20 protein-coding genes are annotated in these 20,352 nt (G+C 60.9%); 15 read left to right on the forward strand and 5 right to left on the reverse strand.

Going from position 1 to position 20,352, the window contains the following annotated elements; all coding sequences use genetic code 11:
- The first annotated feature begins 44 nt into the window (after positions 1–44).
- The gene (locus RSF91_RS03225; RefSeq protein WP_332567058.1) at positions 45–458 is read left to right on the forward strand and encodes a YchJ family protein; all 414 of its coding nucleotides are present in this window, start codon (positions 45–47) and stop codon (positions 456–458) included.
- Positions 459–618: 160 nt separating this feature from the next.
- The gene (locus RSF91_RS03230; RefSeq protein ID WP_332567059.1) at positions 619–1,344 is read left to right on the forward strand and encodes an HAD family hydrolase; all 726 of its coding nucleotides are present in this window, start codon (positions 619–621) and stop codon (positions 1,342–1,344) included.
- 13 nt (positions 1,345–1,357) lie between these two features.
- Here the strand turns inward: RSF91_RS03230 and RSF91_RS03235 are convergent, their stop codons facing one another.
- Both RSF91_RS03235 and RSF91_RS03240 read right to left on the reverse strand, forming a co-directional pair.
- Entirely contained in the window at positions 1,358–2,053 is a 696-nt protein-coding gene (locus RSF91_RS03235) for a DUF4336 domain-containing protein (protein WP_332567060.1), read from the reverse strand.
- Between the two features lie 14 nt (positions 2,054–2,067).
- A complete protein-coding gene (locus tag RSF91_RS03240; RefSeq protein ID WP_332567061.1) occupies positions 2,068–3,144 on the reverse strand; it encodes an AraC family transcriptional regulator in 1,077 nt (358 codons plus the stop codon).
- An 85-nt stretch (positions 3,145–3,229) separates the two neighbouring features.
- Between RSF91_RS03240 and RSF91_RS03245 the strand changes: the two genes are divergently transcribed.
- From RSF91_RS03245 to RSF91_RS03300, 12 genes are all read left to right on the forward strand, one after another.
- On the forward strand, positions 3,230–4,948 hold the full coding sequence (locus tag RSF91_RS03245) for an AMP-binding protein (protein ID WP_332567062.1): 1,719 nt from the start codon (positions 3,230–3,232) through the stop codon (positions 4,946–4,948).
- 75 nt (positions 4,949–5,023) lie between these two features.
- Complete coding sequence (locus RSF91_RS03250) at positions 5,024–6,631, forward strand: carboxyl transferase domain-containing protein (protein ID WP_332567063.1); 1,608 nt, start codon at positions 5,024–5,026, stop codon at positions 6,629–6,631.
- Positions 6,632–6,651: 20 nt separating this feature from the next.
- A complete protein-coding gene (locus RSF91_RS03255) occupies positions 6,652–7,578 on the forward strand; it encodes an alpha/beta hydrolase family protein (protein WP_332567064.1) in 927 nt (308 codons plus the stop codon).
- Positions 7,575–8,357 carry an enoyl-CoA hydratase/isomerase family protein gene (locus RSF91_RS03260; RefSeq protein ID WP_332567065.1) on the forward strand — a complete coding sequence of 261 codons (783 nt, stop codon included), beginning with the start codon at positions 7,575–7,577 and terminating at the stop codon, positions 8,355–8,357. Before RSF91_RS03255 ends, RSF91_RS03260 begins: the two co-directional genes overlap by 4 nt.
- 80 nt (positions 8,358–8,437) lie before the next feature.
- On the forward strand, positions 8,438–9,190 hold the full coding sequence (locus tag RSF91_RS03265) for a DUF4126 domain-containing protein (RefSeq protein ID WP_332567066.1): 753 nt from the start codon (positions 8,438–8,440) through the stop codon (positions 9,188–9,190).
- A gap of 60 nt (positions 9,191–9,250) precedes the next feature.
- Complete coding sequence (locus tag RSF91_RS03270; RefSeq protein ID WP_332567067.1) at positions 9,251–11,278, forward strand: acetyl/propionyl/methylcrotonyl-CoA carboxylase subunit alpha; 2,028 nt, start codon at positions 9,251–9,253, stop codon at positions 11,276–11,278.
- A 177-nt stretch (positions 11,279–11,455) separates the two neighbouring features.
- Positions 11,456–12,379, forward strand: a complete 924-nt coding sequence (locus RSF91_RS03275; RefSeq protein ID WP_332567068.1) for a 2-hydroxyacid dehydrogenase — start codon at positions 11,456–11,458, stop codon at positions 12,377–12,379.
- Between the two features lie 142 nt (positions 12,380–12,521).
- Positions 12,522–13,430 (forward strand): hydroxymethylglutaryl-CoA lyase, encoded by a 909-nt coding sequence (locus tag RSF91_RS03280; RefSeq protein ID WP_332567069.1) that lies wholly within the window; start codon positions 12,522–12,524, stop codon positions 13,428–13,430.
- 42 nt (positions 13,431–13,472) lie between these two features.
- Positions 13,473–14,009 (forward strand): DUF2799 domain-containing protein, encoded by a 537-nt coding sequence (locus RSF91_RS03285; protein WP_332567070.1) that lies wholly within the window; start codon positions 13,473–13,475, stop codon positions 14,007–14,009.
- A 49-nt stretch (positions 14,010–14,058) separates the two neighbouring features.
- Complete coding sequence (locus tag RSF91_RS03290; protein WP_332567071.1) at positions 14,059–14,556, forward strand: YbaK/EbsC family protein; 498 nt, start codon at positions 14,059–14,061, stop codon at positions 14,554–14,556.
- Positions 14,553–14,852: a DUF1289 domain-containing protein gene (locus RSF91_RS03295; RefSeq protein ID WP_332567072.1), complete on the forward strand. Its 300-nt coding sequence runs from the start codon at positions 14,553–14,555 to the stop codon at positions 14,850–14,852. The genes RSF91_RS03290 and RSF91_RS03295 overlap by 4 nt, the downstream gene beginning before the upstream one ends.
- A 31-nt stretch (positions 14,853–14,883) precedes the next feature.
- Positions 14,884–15,519, forward strand: coding sequence for a 2-hydroxychromene-2-carboxylate isomerase (locus tag RSF91_RS03300; RefSeq protein WP_332567073.1), 636 nt, complete (start codon positions 14,884–14,886; stop codon positions 15,517–15,519).
- Positions 15,520–15,564: 45 nt separating this feature from the next.
- Here RSF91_RS03300 and RSF91_RS03305 read toward each other — a convergent pair whose 3' ends face one another.
- Complete coding sequence (locus RSF91_RS03305; protein WP_332567074.1) at positions 15,565–16,686, reverse strand: NADH:flavin oxidoreductase/NADH oxidase; 1,122 nt, start codon at positions 16,684–16,686, stop codon at positions 15,565–15,567.
- Between the two features lie 391 nt (positions 16,687–17,077).
- Between RSF91_RS03305 and RSF91_RS03310 the strand changes: the two genes are divergently transcribed.
- Positions 17,078–17,998 carry a LysR family transcriptional regulator gene (locus RSF91_RS03310; protein WP_332567075.1) on the forward strand — a complete coding sequence of 307 codons (921 nt, stop codon included), beginning with the start codon at positions 17,078–17,080 and terminating at the stop codon, positions 17,996–17,998.
- A 108-nt stretch (positions 17,999–18,106) separates the two neighbouring features.
- Here the strand turns inward: RSF91_RS03310 and RSF91_RS03315 are convergent, their stop codons facing one another.
- Together RSF91_RS03315 and RSF91_RS03320 are read right to left on the reverse strand one after the other, a co-directional pair.
- Positions 18,107–19,840, reverse strand: a complete 1,734-nt coding sequence (locus tag RSF91_RS03315) for a cation acetate symporter (RefSeq protein ID WP_332567076.1) — start codon at positions 19,838–19,840, stop codon at positions 18,107–18,109.
- On the reverse strand, positions 19,837–20,145 hold the full coding sequence (locus tag RSF91_RS03320) for a DUF485 domain-containing protein (RefSeq protein ID WP_332567077.1): 309 nt from the start codon (positions 20,143–20,145) through the stop codon (positions 19,837–19,839). Before RSF91_RS03320 ends, RSF91_RS03315 begins: the two co-directional genes overlap by 4 nt.
- Positions 20,146–20,352: the final 207 nt, after the last annotated feature.

The following is a 20,352-nucleotide window of genomic DNA, read 5'->3' on the forward strand; positions in this document are numbered from 1 at the left end:
CGCGTTGCTGACCACGCTCATTTCAGGGCAGATAACGAGGTGTTGTGAAAGAAGTCGAAAACAAGCTGGACTGTCCCTGCGGACGTAAAAATTCCAAAGGCAAGCTGCTGGCCTATGCCGATTGCTGTGGTCGCTATATCGATAATTGGGATACGCAACCCGCGCCGGATGCCGAGGCGCTGATGCGCTCGCGCTACAGCGCGTTCGTGCGCGAGAACCCAACCTATCTGCAAGCGACCTGGCATGAAAGTCAGCGCCCAGCTGATCTGGATTTTGATGCGGCCACCAAATGGCTGGGGCTGGATGTCAAGCAGTTCAAGGTGACGGGTGAGGATGCGGCCGAGGTTGAATTCGTTGCCCGCTACCGCATCTCTGGCCGCGCCGTGCGCCTGCATGAGCGCAGCCGCTTTGTGCGCGAGGGCGGGCGCTGGTATTACGTGGATGGCGAGCAGTTCTGAGGCGCCGCAATGCTGGCGGCATACCGATGCTGACGCTGGTTTCCATTCCCTACACAAGAAAAATGTCTTGGCCGCATAATCGGCCCCACCTTTTTTGTATGACCAAAGGCGCCAGAGGGCGCCTTTTTGCATCGCCATGCGCTGGTGCGGATGAAGACTTATGACTGCTTTTGATGCTGTGCTTTTTGACTGTGATGGCGTGCTGGTCGACAGCGAATCCATCACCAACCGCGTGCTGTGCACCATGCTCAATGAATCGGGCTGGGCCATCAGCCAGGAGCAGTGCACGCGTGACTTCATCGGCAAGACGGTGCGCAGCCAGGCAGCGGTGATTGAAGCCCACACCGGAAAGCCTTTGACCGATGCATGGATGGCCGAGTTTTACGACCGCCGCAACGCCGCCTTGAATGCCGAGCTGGTGGCGATTGATGGCGCGCTGGAGGCCGTCAAGCAGTTGCATGCGATGTGCAACGGCCGCATTGCCTGCGCCTCGGGTGCAGACCGCGCCAAGGTGGAGATGCAGCTGGCCAAGGTTGGCATGGCGGCGTACTTTGAAGGCCATGTTTATAGCGGTCATGAGATGCCGCGCAGCAAGCCCTTCCCCGATGTGTATCTGGCAGCCGCCAAGGCGCTGGACGCCGACCCTGCCAAATGCCTGGTGGTGGAAGACACGGTGACGGGCGTGCAGGCGGGCGTTGCTGCGGGCGCAACCGTCTGGGGCTACTTCCCTGCGGATCAGGGTCACGCATCGGCAGAGCAATTGCTGGAGGCCGGTGCTGCCTGCGTGTTTGGCGACATGGGCGACTTGCCCGCCATGTTTGATGCGGTGCGCAAGAGCGCAGCCAGCATGGTTGCGGGCGATGGCGACGAGGACGAGATCCAGTAAAGCAGGTCGTTGATCAGTCCCAGATTGATAGCGCCTCTCGCAGGCGCTGTATGGGCTGATCATCAATAACGCTGTTGTGCAGCAGTATCACGCGCTGCACGAGCAGGTTTTTGACCTGCTGCACCCATGCGCGCACGGCGGCTTTGTCCCTGACCAGCAGGCGCACGGTGCGCGGCACGGTCAGGCGTTCATGCCCACCCGTCAGCCCCAGATACATGCGCACCGGCAGGCTCAGCGGCCCTTGCCAGCATTGCAGAACGTCGGTGGCGATCAGGCTGCCGCTGGCGGGGTGAAACCACAGCGTTTCATCCAGCAGCGGAATGCCGTCCAGATGTATGCATTGCAACTCGCCCGCCCAGGGCGCTTCGTGGTCGGAGGGTAATGGCTCCAGCAGTGGCTGGTCGGGGTGCTTGCGCAGCACGCCCGCTGTTCCATAAAGCCTGGCCTGTGGATAAAGTTTGGCCAGCTTGCCTACAAACAGATGGTGCATGGCGCTGGGGGCGACGATGTGGCGCAGCGGCCCGATGGCATCGAGCGCCGCTTTTTGTGCGGGCGACAGCGGCACGGCGGAGTGCGAGAACAGGCTGCCATCAGCCAGTCGTATCACCGTCATGCGCGTGCTGACCTTCATTCCGGCATTGGTGAATGGATAGCAGAGACTCCATACCCCATCTGTGATGGCTTGCCATTTCTCTGTGGACTCTTGCATGCTGGCTCCTTGGCTTATGCGGCGCGCTGACCGGCGGTCTTGCGAAATTCTGAGGGCGACAGTCCCGTCCACAGCCTAAAGGCACGGATAAAACTTTTGTCGTTCATAAAGCCGCAGGCCTGCGCCACGCGCTTGATGGGGCGGCTTGTGCGCAGCAGCAGCGCAATCGCACGCTCGCGTCGAATATCGTCCTTCAGCGCTTGCAGCGAAATACCCTCTTCTTTGAGCTGACGGTGCAGGCTGCGCTGCGACAGATGCAACTGGCGCGAGAGGGTCTCGGCCGTCTGCTGCTCTTCACCGCTGGCGGCCAGTAACTGGCGCACGCGCTGCACCAGTGTTTTCTCGCGCTGATAGGGGCGCACCTGAATGGGCAAGGCACGCTGCAGCATGTGGTTGAGTGCGGCCTCATCGCGCGCCAGCGGGGCCTGCAGCCAGCGCGCCTCAAACTGCAGGCTGGCAACAGGCGCATCAAACCCGATGCTGCCCGGCGCAAACAGCACCTTGTAGACATTGGCATGGGCCGGCGTGGCAAACGGAAAGCTGGCGTGCAGCAGACTGATGGGCTCGTTGATGAGCCAGCTGGCAAAACCATGAATATTGCGCAGCACTGACACCATGCAGAACTCGCGCATGGCACCCAGCGCACGGCTTTCATGCAGGGTGAGTGTGGCCGTGCCAGCCTGCTCGCTGAGCTGCAGCTGAATGTCGCCCGTAATCAGCCAGTGGTGGCGGCACCAGCGCGCCAGAGCAAGACCGAGATTGGGTGCGCTGATGCTGGCGCGGGCCAGCATGCCGTAGCTGCCCCAGGGCAGGCGGCGTTCGAACCATCCCAGCCCTTCATCGTCCAGCTCGCGCATGGCAGCGTCTGAAAGTGCCTCCATCTGCAAGGCTGTGATGCACTCGCTCGCATTGTTTACCAGGCTTGGCGGGATTTGTGCCTTTTCAAGTGCGGCCAGCGGCGACATCTGCCTTTGTTCATAGGCCCTAATGATGGGCTGAACAAACGCCATGGGGGTAATTGCCGGGTGCGACTTGAGCACAGAACTGGCATGGTGTGGCAGTGGAGTCTTGATCAGTGAAGGCGTCAGCATTTGGCAATTATTGCAACCTACCTGACCTTATCTGAACAGGGCTTGCCCTTATTCTGGGCTGAATTCGGTGCCGAGGAGACCCGTGATGCCATCGCAAGTGAACGTGCTGACCGCCAGCTACGCCAAGGGGCGTACAGATGCGCCGTTGATTGAACAGACCATTGGCGACTTTTTTGCCGACATGGCACAGCGCCAGGGCAGCCGTGATGCGCTCGTCAGCCGCCATCAAGGCCTGCGTTACAGCTATGGCCAGCTGCATGCTGCCACGCGCCAGCTGGCCAGTGCCTTGCTGAATCTGGGTTTGGTCAAAGGCGACCGCGTTGGCATCTGGAGCCATAACAATGCTGAGTGGGTGCTGCTGCAACTGGCGACTGCGCAGGTAGGACTGATTCTGGTCAACATCAACCCGGCGTATCGCACGACCGAGGTGGAATACGCGCTCAACAAAGTAGGATGCAAAGCGCTGGTTGCCATGCCGCAATTCAAGACCAGCGACTACCTTGGAATGTTGCGCGAACTGGCGCCTGAGCTGCTGACCAGCGAGCCTGGCAAGTTGCAGGCCAAGCGCTTGCCACAGCTACGCACTGTGGTCTGGATTGATGTAGCAGGCCAAGGCGACGAGCAGCCCGGAATGCTGCGTTTTTCAGAGCTGCTGGCGCAAGGTGAAAGCGGGGATGAACGCATTAACGCCATTGCTGCCACGCTGAGCAACAACGACCCCATCAACATTCAGTTCACCAGTGGCACCACGGGCTTCCCCAAGGGTGCGGCGCTGACGCATCGCAATATTCTGAACAACGGGTTCTTCATTGGCGAATGCATGAAGCTGACGCCCGAAGACCGGCTCTGCATCCCTGTTCCGCTGTATCACTGCTTTGGCATGGTGCTGGGCAATCTGGCTTGCTTCACGCATGGCTCGACCATCGTCTACCCGAATGACGGCTTTGATCCCCTCACCGTGCTGGAGACCGTGCAGGCGGAGAAATGCACAGGCCTGCATGGCGTTCCCACCATGTTTATCGCCGAGCTGGATCACCCGCGCTTTGCGGAGTTTGATTTGTCCACCTTGCGCACCGGCATCATGGCCGGATCACCGTGCCCCACCGAGGTGATGAAGCGCGTGGTGCGCGATATGCACCTGAGCGAAATCACCATCGCCTACGGCATGACCGAGACCAGCCCCGTCAGCTGCCAGAGCGATGCCGATACGCCGCTGGAAAAACGTGTCTCCACGGTGGGCAAGGTGCAGCCCCACCTTGAGGTGAAGATGATTGACCCGGTGACGGGTGAGATCACGCTGCCCGGTGTGTCCGGTGAGCTGTGTACGCGCGGCTACTCCGTCATGCATGGTTACTGGGGTGATGAGACTAAGACCCGTGAAGCCATTGACGATGAGCAGTGGATGCACACAGGCGATCTGGCGACCATGGATGAGCAGGGTTACGTCAACATCGTGGGCCGCATCAAGGACATGGTGATTCGCGGTGGCGAGAACATCTACCCGCGTGAGATTGAGGAATTTCTCTACCGCCACCCCAAGGTGCAGGATGTGCAGGTGGTTGGCGTGCCCGATGTGCGCTATGGCGAGGAGCTGTGCGCATGGGTCATCACCAAGCCCGGGCAGGCACTGACAGAGGACGAGCTGCGCGAGTTCTGCAAGGGCCAGATTGCGCACTACAAGGTGCCGCGCTACATACGCTTTGTGCAGGCTTTTCCGATGACGGTGACGGGAAAGATTCAGAAATTCAAGATTCGCGACGAGATGATCGAGTTGCTGGATTTGCGTGTGATAAAGACCGCCTGAGCGACAAGCAGGGGCAGAAAAAACAAGCTAATGGAGCGTGATCGCTCTGAGAGCCCAACCTTCAAAAGGCAAGCAATGAGCATTCTGGGGACACAACTGAATTCGCGTTCGGCGGACTTTCTGGCCAACGCCGCCGCCATGCAGACGCTGGTGAATGATCTGCATGCGCGCTGCGACCTGAACGCGCTGGGCGGCAATGAAGCGGCCCGCGCCAAGCATGTGGCACGCGGCAAGCTGCTGCCCCGCGAGCGTGTGCAGCGCCTGCTGGATGCGGGCACGCCGTTTTTGGAGCTCTCGCCACTGGCCGCGCTCAATATGTACGGCAACGATGCGCCGGGTGCGGGCGTCATTGCCGGTGTGGGCCGCGTCAGCGGTGTGGATTGCATGATTGTGTGCAATGACGCCACCGTGAAGGGCGGCACCTACTACCCCATGACGGTGAAGAAGCACCTGCGCGCGCAGGAGGTTGCGGCGCAGAACCATCTGCCTTGCATCTATCTGGTGGACTCGGGCGGTGCCAACCTGCCCAATCAGGATGAGGTCTTCCCCGACCGCGAACACTTTGGCCGCATCTTCTTCAACCAGGCCAATATGAGTGCCCAGGGCATCTCGCAGATAGCGGTTGTCATGGGCAGTTGTACGGCGGGTGGCGCTTATGTGCCGGCCATGAGCGACGAGTCCATCATCGTCAAAAATCAGGGCACGATTTTTCTCGGCGGCCCGCCGCTGGTGAAGGCCGCTACGGGTGAGGTCGTCAGTGCTGAAGATCTGGGCGGCGGCGATGTGCATACGCGCCTGTCTGGCGTGGCCGATCATCTGGCCGAGAACGATTTGCACGCGCTGGCGCTGGCACGCCAGGCCGTTGCCAATTTGAATAGAAGCAAGCCGCAAGCGCAGGCAGATCAAGCGCCAGCAGCTCCTCTTTTTGAGAGCGATGAGCTGTATGGCGTGATACCCGTCGATACCCGCAAGCCTTTTGATGTGCGCGAGATCATTGCCCGCGTCGTGGACGGCAGCCAGTTCGATGAATTCAAGGCGCGCTTTGGCAGCACGCTGGTTTGCGGCTTTGCGCGCATTGAAGGCATGCAGGTCGGCATCATCGCCAACAACGGCATTTTGTTCAGCGAATCGGCCGTCAAGGGTGCGCACTTTATTGAGCTGTGCTGCCAGCGCAAGGTACCGCTGGTGTTTTTGCAGAACATCACCGGCTTCATGGTGGGCCGCAAGTACGAGAACGAGGGCATTGCCCGCCACGGCGCCAAGCTGGTGACGGCCGTGGCTACGGCGGCGGTGCCCAAGTTCACCATCATCATTGGCGGCAGTTTTGGCGCAGGCAATTACGGCATGTGCGGTCGCGCTTATTCGCCGCGATTTTTGTGGATGTGGCCTAACGCGCGCATCAGCGTCATGGGCGGTGAGCAGGCCGCCAGCGTGCTGGCCACCGTCAAACGCGACGGTATTGAGTCCAAGGGCGCCAGCTGGAGCGCTGAGGAGGAGGAAGGCTTCAAGGCCCCGATTCGCCAGCAGTACGAGGACCAGGGCCATCCTTACTACGCCACTGCCCGCCTGTGGGATGACGGCGTGATCGACCCGGCCGACACGCGCCGCGTGCTGGCGCTGGGGCTGGCGGCATCGCGCAACGCACCGATTGAAGACACCCGGTTCGGCGTCTTCCGCATGTAAAAAACGCCAAGGTTCAGATCATGAAGCGCCGCCATTTTTTCATCACTCTCTCGTCACTGCTGCTGGCTTTGCCCATGGCGGCAAGGGCAGAGCTGGCTGTGCAGCAAGTGGATGTGCGTATTCCCGTCGCCGTGCCTGCTGCTGGTGCATCGCCCGCGCACACGGCAGAGCTTGCGGGCCATATCTACCGGCCACAGGCTGCCGGGCCGTGGGGGCTGGTGGTGCTCAGCCACGGCACACCCAGCGGCAAAGAGGCCCGCGAGGCATTGACGGAGCGCTATGCCCCGCAGGCCCGCGCCATTGCGGCACTGGGCTATGTGGTGGTGACGGGTTTGCGCCGGGGCTATGGCGCATCGGATGGGCCGCTGGCCGACCGTTATGGCCGCTGCGATGCGCCGGATTACATCCACGCTGCGCAAGAGGCCGCGCGTGATGTGGCGGCCATCATGGTCTATGGCCAGAAGCTGCCCGATGTGGATGCCGCCAAGGTGGTGTTGCTGGGCAAGTCTGCCGGGGGCTTTGCCTCGCTGGCGCTGGCCGCGCAGCAGCCTGCGGGTTTGCGCGGCGTCATCAATTTTGCTGGGGGGCGTGGTTCCCAGCCGCAGATGCGTGAAAAAGGCCGCGTGTGCGGAGAGCCTGAACTACTGAAAACCGTGGCCAGTTTTGCCGCCACCAGCCGTGTGCCGCAGCTGTGGATTTATGCAGAAAACGATAGCTACTTCCGCCCACCACTGGTGCGGCAGATGGCTCAAAGTTATCAACAGGCCGGACACCCTCTGACGCTGGTTTTTGTGCCGCCCAGCGGGAATGAAGGCCACCGCTTTTTTGATCTGCCAGCCAACATAGACCAGTGGCTGCCGCAGGTGCGTGAATTCCTCGCGCAGCAAATGCCGGTCACAGCGACGGCTGCACTGCAAAGCAATCACTCGATGGGAGACAAACCATGACCGCTTTGACCTTGACTGTGGACGGTGGCATTGCCCGCATCACGCTGGCCCAGCCCGAGATTCGCAACGCCTTCAGCGATACCGGCATTGCCGAAATTACCGCAGCCTTTCACAAAGTGGGTGAGCGCGCCGATGTGCGCGCCGTGGTGCTGGCGGCCGAAGGCCCGGCCTTTTGTGCGGGTGCCGATCTGAACTGGATGCGCCGCATGGCCGATTACTCCCGCGATGAAAACCGCGTGGATGCCGGCCTGCTGGCCGAGATGCTGCGCACCATCTACGAATGCCCCAAGCCCACGATTGCGCGCGTGCAGGGTGATGTGTATGCCGGCGGCATGGGCCTGGTGGCCTGCTGCGACATGGCGGTGACGGTGGATACCGCAGGCTTTTGCCTGAGCGAGGTGAAGATCGGCCTCATCCCCGCCACTATCAGCCCCTATGTGCTGCGGGCCATGGGCGCGCGGGCGGCGCACCGCTACTTTCTGACGGGCGAGCGCTTTTCGGCGCAAGAGGCGCACCGCATCGGCTATGTGCACGAGGTGGTTGATGTAGATGGACTGGATTCCGTGGTCGACGGCTGGCTCAAACATCTGCTCAGCGCAGGCCCGGCGGCGGTGCGCGCCTGCAAGCGACTGGTGCTGGATGTGGCCGAGCAAGAAATCAACGAGCAGCTGATTGCTACCACCGTGGAGTCGATTGCCAACATTCGCGCCAGCAACGAGGGGCGCGAAGGCGTTCAGGCCTTTCTCAACAAACGCAAGCCCAGCTGGCTGCCCGGATAAACAGCGCAGAACAGGACTGAACTGACAAACCTTGTGCCAGAGTCGTTTTAGAGTCTCGCCTCTGCATAAGGAAAAGCACCATGGATATCTGGCAAACCATCATCAGCTGGCTGCACCGCTCAGGCCTGCACATTGACCCAGACACGGCGCAAGCCGTGGGCGATGCTGCCGCGCAGGTGGGCGACGTCGCCGCCAAGGCAGGCCAGGCTGTGGGCCAGATGGACATGGGAGCCATGCTGGCGCTGGCCGCAGCACTGGGCTGGGCCAGCGGCTTTCGGCTCTATGCCGTGGTGTTTGTGGTGGGCATGCTGGGCGCCACGGGCGTGATGCCCTTGCCCGGTAGCTTGCATGTGCTGGCCCACCCTATGGTGCTGGTCATCAGCGGCGGGCTGCTGTTTGTGGAGTTCTTTGCGGACAAGATTCCCGTGGTTGATTCGGTCTGGGACCTGTTTCAGAGCGTGCTGCGCATTCCTGCCGGTGCGGCGCTGGCCGCCTCGGTCTTTGGTGCGGACAACACCACCATGGCCATGGCTGCCGCGCTGATGGGCGGCACGCTGGCTGCCACCAGTCAGGCAGCCAAGACCACAACGCGCGCACTGATCAACACATCGCCAGAACCGTTCTCCAACGTGGGTGCCAGTCTGGCGGAAGACACGGTATCGCTGGGTGCCGTCTGGCTGGCGCTGGCCAACCCGCTGGTGTTTGGTGGCGTGCTGCTGGTGGTGGTCATCGTGATGTGGCTGGTGATCTGGGCGCTGTGGCGTTTTCTCAAGGCGATTTTCAGACGCCTGCGTGGCGATACGGCTGTGCAGGATGCAGTACAAAAAACATAGCTGCTTGCGCTTGATTGATAGGCGCTAGCGGGCGATTTGGCATAAATATTTGGAGACGATATGTTCAAGAAAATTCTGATTGCTAATCGCGGTGAAATCGCCTGCCGCGTAGCCGCTACCGCCCGCCGCATGGGTGTGAAAACCGTCGCCGTTTATTCCGATGCAGACGCGCTGGCCAAGCATGTGGGTGCCTGCGATGAGGCCGTGCACATCGGCGGCAGCGCACCCAAAGACAGCTATCTGCGCTGGGAGCGCATCCTGGAAGCCGCCAAGGCCACGGGTGCTGAGGCCATTCACCCCGGCTATGGCTTTCTGTCTGAGAACGAAGACTTTGCCAACGCCTGCAAAGCGGCGGGGCTGGTCTTTATCGGCCCGCCTGCCAGTGCCATTCGCGCCATGGGCCTCAAGGCCGAATCCAAGCAATTGATGGAAAAGGCTGGTGTGCCACTGGTGCCCGGCTACCACGGCGCAGGCCAGGACCCGGCCATGCTGCACCAAGAGGCTGACCGCATTGGTTACCCCGTGCTCATCAAGGCCAGCGCGGGCGGTGGCGGCAAGGGCATGCGACTGGTGGAGAAGTCCGAAGACTTCGCCGCGCTGCTGGAAAGCTGCAAGCGCGAAGCCACTAACAGCTTTGGCAACGATGCCGTGCTGATTGAAAAATATGTGCTGCGCCCGCGCCATATCGAGATTCAGGTGTTTGGCGACACGCATGGCAACTGCGTGTATTTGTTCGAGCGCGATTGCTCGGTGCAGCGCCGCCATCAGAAGGTGCTGGAAGAAGCCCCTGCGCCGGGCATGACCGAAGCGCTGCGCAAGCAAATGGGCGAAGCCGCGGTGGCCGCCGCCAAGGCCGTGAACTATGTAGGTGCTGGCACGGTGGAGTTCATCGTCGAGCAGCCCGGTGGTTATGACCAGCCCGAGGCCATGAAGTTCTACTTCATGGAGATGAATACCCGCTTGCAGGTGGAGCACCCGGTAACCGAAGCCATCACCGGCGAAGACCTGGTGCAGTGGCAACTGCAGGTGGCGGCTGGCAAGCCTTTGCCCAAGCTGCAGAGCGAGCTGAAAATCATCGGCCATGCGATTGAAGCGCGTATCTGCGCCGAGAACCCCGAAAACAACTTTCTGCCCGCCACCGGCACGCTGGCCGTGTACCGCAAGCCTGCGTGCTCCAGCTTTGAGATCAGCGATGTGCGCGTGGATGACGGCGTGCGCGAAGGCGATGCCATCAGCCCCTTCTACGACAGCATGATCGCCAAGCTCATCGTCCATGGCGATGACCGCGCGCAGGCGCTGGCGCGACTCGATGCGGCGCTGACTCAGACCAATATCGTGGGGCTGACGACGAATGTGCAGTTTCTGCGTCAGGTGGTGAAGAGTCAGGCGTTCAGCAATGCGCAGCTGGACACGGCGCTGATCGAGCGCGAACGCGATGCCTTGTTTGGCAAAGACTTTGTGGGCCGCGATCTGGCCGTGGCTGCGGCCATGGCCTGGCAGTTGCAGCGCGAGCAGGCCGCGCAAGGCACAGACCCCTTCAGTCGCCGTGATGGCTGGCGCATGTCGGGCCGCTATGAGCGCTCGTTCGGCTTTGTGTACCGGGGTGAAGAGTTCAGCGCAGGCCTTGCTTATGGCCGTGATGGTCAGACATATCAGGTCGGCGTGGGTGAGGGCGATAGCCGCACCGAAGCCGCGCTGCAGTGGCGTGCTCTGCCTGATGGCCGACTGGAGCTGAATCTGGGCGGCAAGCGCACGGTGACCGTGGTCCACGCCCAAGGCGAGCAACTGTCCATCTTCACCGAGGCGGGCAGCGCCCAGATCACCGTGGTGGATCAACTAGCCCATGCCGGCGATACCGGCCATGAAGCCGGCCGCCTCACGGCACCCATGCCGGGCAAGGTTGTGTCCTTCAACGTCAAGGCGGGCGACAAGGTCAGCAAGGGCCAGCCGCTTGCGGTCATGGAGGCCATGAAGATGGAGCACACGATTGCCGCCCCCGGCGATGGCGTGGTGCTGGAGCTGCTCTACACCCCCGGCGATCAGGTCAGCGAAGGCGCGGAGCTGCTGCGCATCGAAGTCGCGGCCTGATTACGAGTGGGTTGAACTGTTTTACAAAAAGAGCAGTTTGCGCTTGTCATGCATGGATTTCAGAGTCTTTTCATACTGAAGCCGAATGATGACAGGCGCTAGGAGCTTCTTTATTGATAGCAAAATTGATTCGGGCGGCGCTGCAATGCCAGCGCCAAACCGTTAGGCTTCACGCCCATGAAAGTAACATTTTGCTGTGACGATACGCGGCCAGAACCCTGGCTCAAAGGTTTGCATGATGCGCTGCCGGGTGCAGACATCAGCATCTGGGAGCCGGGCGCGGCTCAGGCCGACTATGCGCTGGTCTGGGCTCCGCCCCAGCAGTTCATTGATGAGCAGGCCGCGGGCCTCAAGGCCCTATTCAACATCGGCGCGGGTGTGGATGCGCTACTGCCGCTGACCATTCCCGCTGCGCTGCCCGTTTACCGGCTGGAAGACGCGGGCATGGCCGTGCAGATGGCTGAGTATGTCACGCAGGCCGTGATTCGCTTCTTCCGTGGGCTGGATCAGTACGAGGCCGATATGGCGCAGGGCGTGTGGCAGCACCAGCGCAACCCCAAGCGGGTGGACTACCCCGTGGGCGTGATGGGTCTTGGCAAGATGGGCGAGCGCGTGGCCAAGGCGCTGACGGTGTTTGACTACCCGGTGAATGGCTGGAGCCGGTCGCTACGCGAGATGGAAGGCGTGAAGTGTTTTGGCGGCATGGATCAGCTGGATGCTTTTTTGAGCGAGACCCGCATCCTCGTCAACCTGCTGCCCTTGCATGCAGAAACCGAAAACATCATCAACGCCCACACGCTGAGCCAGTTGCGTACCGGTGCCTATGTGATCAACGTGGGCCGCGGCGGTCATGTGGTGGACGCAGACCTGATCGCGCAGCTGGATGCCGGCCATGTCAGCGGCGCCATGCTGGATGTGTTCCGTGAGGAGCCGCTGCCGGACAATCATCCGTTCTGGAAGCACCCCAAGATTATCCTCACGCCCCATACCTCGGCCCGCACACTGGCGGCAGACAGCATTGCCCAGATTGTGGGCAAGGTGGCCGCCATGAGCCGGGGCGAAGCTGTGACCGGACGTGTAGACCTTAAAAAAGGATATTGAACCCCCTGAGCCGCTGCGCGGCTTCCCCCTTTCTCTTCGGAAGGGGGACGACACCAACGCTGCGGGGCGGCCCTTGCTAGGCGTCTCTCGCAAGGGGTGTGCTTGTTCAATAGTCAGCGTAAAGAAACGATAGGAGAACGAAATGAAGTACCCCGCACGCGTCAAACTCATCGATGTAGGGCCGCGCGACGGCCTGCAAAATGAAAAGCAGCCTGTACCAGCCGCCGTGAAGATCGAGCTGGTCAAGCGCCTGCAGGACGCGGGCCTCAAAGAGATCGAAGTCACCAGCTATGTGTCACCCAAATGGGTGCCGCAGATGGCGGACAACGCCGAGGTCATGGCGGGCATTGCGCGCCAGAGCGGGGTGCTTTATTCGGTGCTCACACCCAATCTCAAAGGATTTGAAGCCGCTCTGGCGAGCAAGCCCGATGAAATCGTGGTGTTTGGCGCGGCCAGCGAGGCTTTCAGTCAGAAGAACATCAACTGCTCGATTGCCGAAAGCATTGAGCGCTTTGCCCCCGTGGTGCAGGCCGCGCTGGATGCGGGCATTGCCGTGCGCGGAGCCATGAGCTGCACCGTGGGATGCCCGTATGAAGGTGAGATTGCGCCTGAAAAAGTGGGCTATGTGGCAGGCCTGATGAAGGGTATTGGCGTGCAGCGCGTGGATGTGGCCGACACCATTGGCGTGGGCACACCCATCAAGGTGCAAAAGGCGCTGCAGGCCACGCTGGCGCATTTCGAGGTTGATCAGGTGTCGGGTCATTTTCATGACACCTACGGCCAGGCATTGAGCAACACGCTGGCGGCGCTGGAGCTGGGAGTGTGGAATTTTCAGTCCTCGGTGGCCGGCCTTGGCGGCTGTCCTTATGCCAAGGGTGCAACGGGCAATGTCGCGACCGAAGATGTGGTTTATCTGCTGCACGGCATGGGCATTGAGACGGGCATCGACCTCGACAAGCTCATCGACGCAGGCCAGTTCATCAGCGAGCATCTGGGCCGCCCCACGCAGTCGCGCGTAGCCAGGGCATTGCTCGCCAAACGCGCAGGCTGATGTTGTGACGTAAGCCGCATGGGCGTTGTTACTATCAGGCCCATGGAAGCAAGATTTCGTTTTTCTCTGGCACTGTGTTTCGCGCTGGTGCTATCGGGCTGCAGCACCATGGATGCACAGGAGTGCAAAGACACCGACTGGGCCTATCTGGGGCAACTCGACGCCATGGATGGAAAGCAAGATATCAACACCCGCGCCAAGCGCCATTTCAGAACCTGCAAGGACAAAGGCGTGCAGATGGACACACGCGCCTATCAGCAAGGCTGGATGCGCGGTCTGCGGGACTTCTGCACACCCCAAAGCGGTAAGGCTTATGCCGAGGCAGGCAACAAGTATCAGTACGGCTACTGTCCCGCTCAGGTCGAGGGAGCCTTTTTGCAAGGCTATAGCCCCGAGCGTGAAATCATTGAAGCCAAGGAGCATGCGAGAGAGCTGGAGCGCCGCATCAGCGCCAAGAAAAAAGAATTACGCGAGGCACGGGATGCCAAGAACAGTGCCAGCCATATCGCCTATGTCCAGAAAGACCTGCGTGATTTGCAGCTGGAGCTGGTGCAGCTCAAATTCAAACTGGCACAGTAGAGGCTAGGGCGCTGCTTGGGTGCGGCGCTATTTCCAGGAAAACAAAACAATGTGTGGGTCAGAACTTCATGCGCTGCCGGAAGGTGTGCAGCGCGTCAGTCGCTTTTTGCAGGATGCCGGCCATCCTCATGCGCCGCAGATGCTGGATGGTGCTGCGCGCACTGCGCAAGAGGCCGCCGATCAGCTCAGCATTCTGGTGGGGCAGGTGGCCAAGAGCATCATCTTCAAGCGCCGCATGGATGGCGTGGCCGTGCTGGTGGTGACATCGGGCGACAAGCGTGTGGATGAGAAAAAAGTCGCCGCGCTGGTTGGCCCTGTAGGGCGTGCTGATGCGGACTTTGTCAAAACCAGCACCGGCTTTTCGATTGGCGGCGTAAGCCCTGTGGCCCATGCCAGCAAGGTCGTCACTTTGATGGATGCCGAGCTGCAGCGCTTTGATACGGTGTGGGCTGCCGCAGGGCATCCTTATGGTGTGTTTCCCGCGTCTCCTGAGCAGTTGCAGCAACTGACGGACGCTCCCTGGTCGGATGTGGTGGTGCAGGCATGAGTACAGAACTTCTTCAAGAGCAAAAAGAGCTGCAAGAACAGCAAGCGCAACAACTGGTGCAGTTGGCCAATAAGGCCGAGGTAGCCCTGGTCTGGGCCGAGGCCGATCAACCCGTGGCATCGCCCTGCATCAATGTCTGCCGCATGACGGAAGATCGCAGCCACTGCAAGGGCTGCTTCAGAACCATTGATGAAATTCGTGCCTGGTCCAAGGGCGACAGCGAGCTGCGTCTACAGATCTGGGGGCAGCTGCTGCAGCGCGCGGGCTTGAAAGATCCGCGCGAATCTGAAGTCTGACGATTAACCCGTTCTCAAAATGCGAGCCGGCATGAAGCACATCACCTGTTATCTGGATTTTGTTTCCCCTTATGCCTGGCTGGCGCTGGAGCAGATGCCCAAGGCGTTGCAAGGCCTCAGCTATCACGTGGAATATCGCCCGGTGCTGCTGGGTGCGTTGCTGCAGGGCAATGCAAACCCCGGCCCGGCAGGCATTCCAGCCAAAAGGCTGTGGACTTACCGGCATGCGACATGGCTGGGGCATTCGCTGGGCATTGGCTTGCAGATGCCGGCGCAGCACCCATTCAAGCCCACGCCTTTGCTGCGGCTGGCGCTGGCCCATGGGCGTGATGGCGGTATTAACCGCTTTGTGGCTCAGGCGGTCATGCAGCATGTCTGGGTGGGTGGTGAGGATGCGAATGACCCACAGCGCTTGCAGAGCTTGCGCACCCTGCTACAGGAACAGAAGCGCCATGACGAAGCCGGTGACGAAGTAAAGCAATGGCTGCGTGCCAATACCGAGCAAGCGAGCAAGGCCGGTGTGTTTGGCGTACCCGCGTGGGAGGTGGATGGCCATGTCTTCTGGGGACTGGATGCACTGCCCATGCTGCGCAGCTATCTTGAAGGTGATAGCTGGTTTGATGCACATTGGCAGGCAGTGGCCCATGTGAAGTCTGGCCTGATTTGAGGCAGACACGGAGACCTGCTGCGCTGTAGGTATCTTTCCAGTCAGTTACTTCGCTGCGGCCAGCTTGCCTGCGCCGCGGTAACGCTCCAGCCAGTGAGCGTAGGGTGCGGGCAATGTCCAGTCAGGACGATCCACGCCAAGAGTCTGGGCTAGCTGGTACGTGTAATGCGGGTTGGCCAGATGGGCGCGGCCGATCATGACCAGTTCAACCTGACCATCCGCCACGATGCGCTCTGCAGTTTGCGGGTCATCCATGCCCCAGCTCGATGCCACGGGGATGCCGGCTTCGCGGCTCACGCGCTGGGCGATGGGGGCGAGGAAGGCGGGCGTGCCCCATGGAATCTTCACATCGGGAATCACGAAGTTGACGCTGACGTTGAGCAGGTCCAGCCCGCGCTCGCGCATCTGCTTGGTGACGGCGATGGATTCCTCCAGAGTTTGCTCGTCGCGGCCGTCGTATTCGATGACGCCGAAACGTGCCGTCAACGGCAGGTGCTCGGGCCAGACTTGGCGCACGGCAGCCACAGTCTCCAGCAGAAAGCGTGCGCGGTTGTCGAAGCTGCCGCCGTAGGCGTCAGTGCGCTGGTTGCTATGGGCCGAGAAAAAGCTCTGTGCCAGATAGCCGTGGGCAAAGTGCAGCTCCAGCCATTCAAAGCCAGCCTCCAGTGCGCGGCGGGCAGCGGCCACAAAGTCGGCCTGCACGCGGGCGATGTCTTCCAGCGTCATGGCACGAGGTGTGCGTGGCAGGCCGCCACCAAAGGCGATGGCCGATGGCGCGATGGGCTGCCAGCCGCGTGCATCGCCTTCGGCAATGTGTTCGTCGCCTTCCCAGGGATTGTTGGCGCTGGCCTTGCGTCCGGCATGGCCGATCTGGATGCCGGGCACGGAGCCTGCGGCCTTGATACCGGCGGCAATACGGGACATGCCCTCAATCTGGCCATCGTTCCAGAGGCCTGTGCAGTCCGGCGAGATGCGGCCTTCGGGCGAGACGCCTGTGGCTTCGACGATTACCAGTCCAGCACCACCCCGCGCGATAGAGGTGTAGTGAGTTTGGTGCCAGTCATTGGTCAGGCCGTCGGTGGCGCTGTACTGGCACATTGGCGGGATGGCGATGCGGTTGCGCAGCGTGAGGCTTTTGAGAGTGAAAGGGTTAAAAAGTGCGGACATGGTGAAAAGCTTGGGGGAGGGTGGTTTGCCGAATGCCCAGCTTGTTTTGGGCATTTTTAGAAAATTTGATAGCACTTGGCGCTAATCAATCCTTCTCTAAGGAATGAATTGAATATCAAAGCGATGCTTTGCAAGCGGTAGCTGCTATCGAAATGTGAAGGTTAAGCCGGTATGAGGGGGTGCAGCATTTGCCTGCTGCGCCCTATTGGCCGTCTAGCCTGTCATCGCGGGCCCAACCTTCTTGTCAATGAAGGCAAGGTTTTGGTCGGGGGTCGGCAATGGTCGGCGGGTCAATGAAGACGATGCAAGCAGGGGTTTTGTGAATGGGATGGAAGCAATCATCGTGCTTGTGTTGAAATAAATCCAATCGATATTTGTGATTTATGAAATCGTGCCAGCTAATATCAAAAATCTGGATTTGAACCTGCTCAAGGCCCTGGACGCGCTGCTGGACGAGCGCAGCGTGACCCGCGCCGCCGAGCGCCTGTCGCTGACCCAGCCTGCAGTCAGCGGCATGCTGACGCGGCTGCGGGAGAGCTTTGACGACCCGCTGTTTGTGCGCACGCAGCGCGGCATTGCCCCCACCTTGCGTGCCCAGGCGCTGGCCGGGCCGCTCAAGGAGCTGTTGTGCAATGCTGAGGCGTTGCTACGCCCCCAGGGCTTTGATCCGGCCACGGCGCAAATGACGCTGCGCATCGCCGCCACGGATTACGCGCTTCAGGCCGTGGTTCTGCCGTTTCTGGCCGTGTTGCGAAAGCGTGCCCCCGGCGTGTGCGTGGCCGTGGTGCCAGCCCAGCATCTGCCGCTGCACGAGCGGCTGGAGCGCGGCGATATCGATCTGGCGCTGATCACGCCGGAAAACACGGCTCCAGATCTGCATGCGCGCCGCCTTTTCGATGAACGCTATGTCTGCGTGATGCGAGCCGATCATCCGGATGCGCGCAGGCGCTGCTTGTCGCTGACGCGCTTTTGCGAGCTCGACCATGCGCTGGTTTCTTACGGCGGTGGCAGCTTTCGCGGCGTGACGGATGAGGCGCTGGAGCGTCTTGGTCGTCAGCGACGTGTGGCGCTATCGGTCACCAGTTTTCTCGTGCTGCCCGAGATACTGCGCAGCAGCGATTTGATCGCTGTCGTGCCGCAGCGCCTGGTCACGCCGGACTCGGGTCTGGTGGTGCTGGAGCCGCCGCTGGAGATCCCGGGCTTCACCAAGACGGCGGCCTGGCATGAGCGCACGCATCGCTCGCCCGGCCACCAGTGGGCAAGAGAGCTGTTGTTTGAGCTGGCGGAAAACGGCGGACTGGGCACGCCATGAAATTGGCCCGCAGAAACAGCAGCGTTTCTGCGGGCCATTTGAGGAACTCAAAGCTCCGTTGGCGTAATTAACCTCAAAGGCCCGGCTTTGCACCGGGCCTGTTCGTCATCAGTGACCCGATGCGCCGGCTGCGCCCAGGCCGGTTTCCGAACGCACTTGCTGCGCAGCGAAAGCCTCACGCTCCTTGGCGGCCTGCGCGCTCTTGTCGAGCACAGAGAACAGCCACACGCCGAAGAAGCCAATCGCCATGGAGAACAGTGCGGGCGAGGCATAGGGGAACCAGGCCGAGCCAGCTGGGTTGCCCAGCGTGCCTTCCCACACCGAGGGCGACACAACGGTCAGGCCCACCGAGGAGACCAGACCCATGAAGCCGCCGATCACAGCACCCTTGGTGGTGCAGTCTTTCCACAGCACGGACAGCAGCAGCGGTGGGAAGTTGGCCGAAGCTGCCACCGCAAAGGCCAGCGAGACCATGAAGGCGATGTTCTGCTTCTCGAACACAATGCCCAGCAGCACTGCAACAACGCCCAGACACAGCGTGGTGATGCGCGAAACCTTGAGTTCGGAAGCGCTGTCAGCCTTGCCCTTCTTGACCACCGTGGCGTACAGGTCGTGCGACACGGCGGAGGCTCCCGACAGGGTCAGGCCCGCCACTACGGCCAGAATGGTCGCAAATGCCACGGCCGAGATGAAACCGTAGAACACATCGCCGCCCACGGTCTTGGCCACCAGCACGGCCGCCATATTGGCTGTGCCTGCACCGCCGTGAATGATGCCCTTGGCCGTGTCGGCCATTTCGGGGTTGGTCAGCACCAGGGTGATGGCACCAAAGCCGATGATGAAGATCAGCACGTAGAAGTAGCCGATCCAGGTGGTGGCCCAGAACACGCTCTTGCGCGCTTCCTTGGCATCAGGCACGGTGAAGAAGCGCATCAGGATGTGGGGCAGGCCCAGCGTGCCGAACATCAGCGCCATGCCGAAGCTGATGGCGGAGATGGGGTCCTTGATGAAGCCGCCCGGGCCCATGATGGCCAGGCCCAGCTTTTCTGCCACGGACGGCTCGGCACCGCCATTGGCCGCAATCTGGGTGCGCACCTTCACGCCTTCGGCAAACAGTGCCTCGGGGCTGAAGCCGTACTTGGCCAGCACCATGAAGCCCATGAAGGTCACACCGGCAAGCAGCAGGCAAGCCTTGATGATCTGCACCCAGGTGGTGGCCGTCATGCCGCCAAACAGCACGTAGACCATCATCAGGCCGCCGACCAGCACCACGGCAATCCAGTAGTCCAGACCGAACAGCAGCTTGATGAGCTGGCCCGCACCGACCATCTGGGCAATCAGATAGAACGCCACAACGACCAGCGTGCCGCAGGCCGCAAAGATGCGGAAGGGCGCTTGCGCAAAGCGGTAGCCAGCTACGTCGGCAAAGGTAAAGCGACCCAGATTGCGCAGACGTTCTGCTAGCAAAAAGGTGAGCAAAGGCCAGCCGACCAGAAAGCCGATTGAGTAGATCAGGCCGTCATAACCGCTGGCCATGACGGAGGCGGAAATGCCCAGAAACGAGGCGGCCGACATATAGTCGCCCGCGATGGCCAGACCGTTCTGAAAGCCGGTGATACCGCCGCCAGCAGTGTAGAAGTCCGCTGCAGATTTGGTGCGGCCTGCTGCCCACTTGGTGATCCACAAGGTGGCCACCACGAAGGCGGTGAACATGATGATGGCCGTCCAGTTGGTGGCCTGCTTGGCGGCATTGCCCACATCGCCGCCGGCTGCCAGCACGGGAGCGGCAGCAGCCAGCGCCGCAGCGCCTGCCAGCCATTGCAAAGAGTTGCGCTGCTTCATGATTTGACGCCTTTGAGAATGTCGCGGGTGAGCTGATCAAATTCGTTGTTGGCGCGACGCACATAGAGGCCGGTAATGATCACGGAAAAAATGATGACGCCCATACCGATGGGAATGCCCACCGTGGTCACGCCAGCGCCAATGGGCGTGGCGAGTAGCTCTTTGTCGAATGCGATCAGCGCGACATAGCCGTAGTACACGACCAGCATCAGCAAGGTCAGCGAAAAGCCCAGGCGATTGCGTTTGCGGCGCAGTTCCTTGTAGGCGGGGTTGTTTTGGATGGTCTCTATCACCGGGTCTCTCACAGCGTTGTCTCCTTCGAATATTTACAGCCAGCGATCCAGTGCGAATGGCTTGCTGGTCGGTGCATTCTGAGAAGCCCGTCTGACCGCCTCCTTACTTACGTTATCGGTGTTTCCACCCGGTTTTTCACATCGGGAAAAAATGAACCCGGGTAAGTGCGGAGAGGGTCGGGTAAAGCCCTGTCTTGAAATTTTGGAAAGCGAATTTTT

The organism is Comamonas sp. (assembly GCF_036643215.1).
Lineage (GTDB): Bacteria > Pseudomonadota > Gammaproteobacteria > Burkholderiales > Burkholderiaceae_C > Comamonas.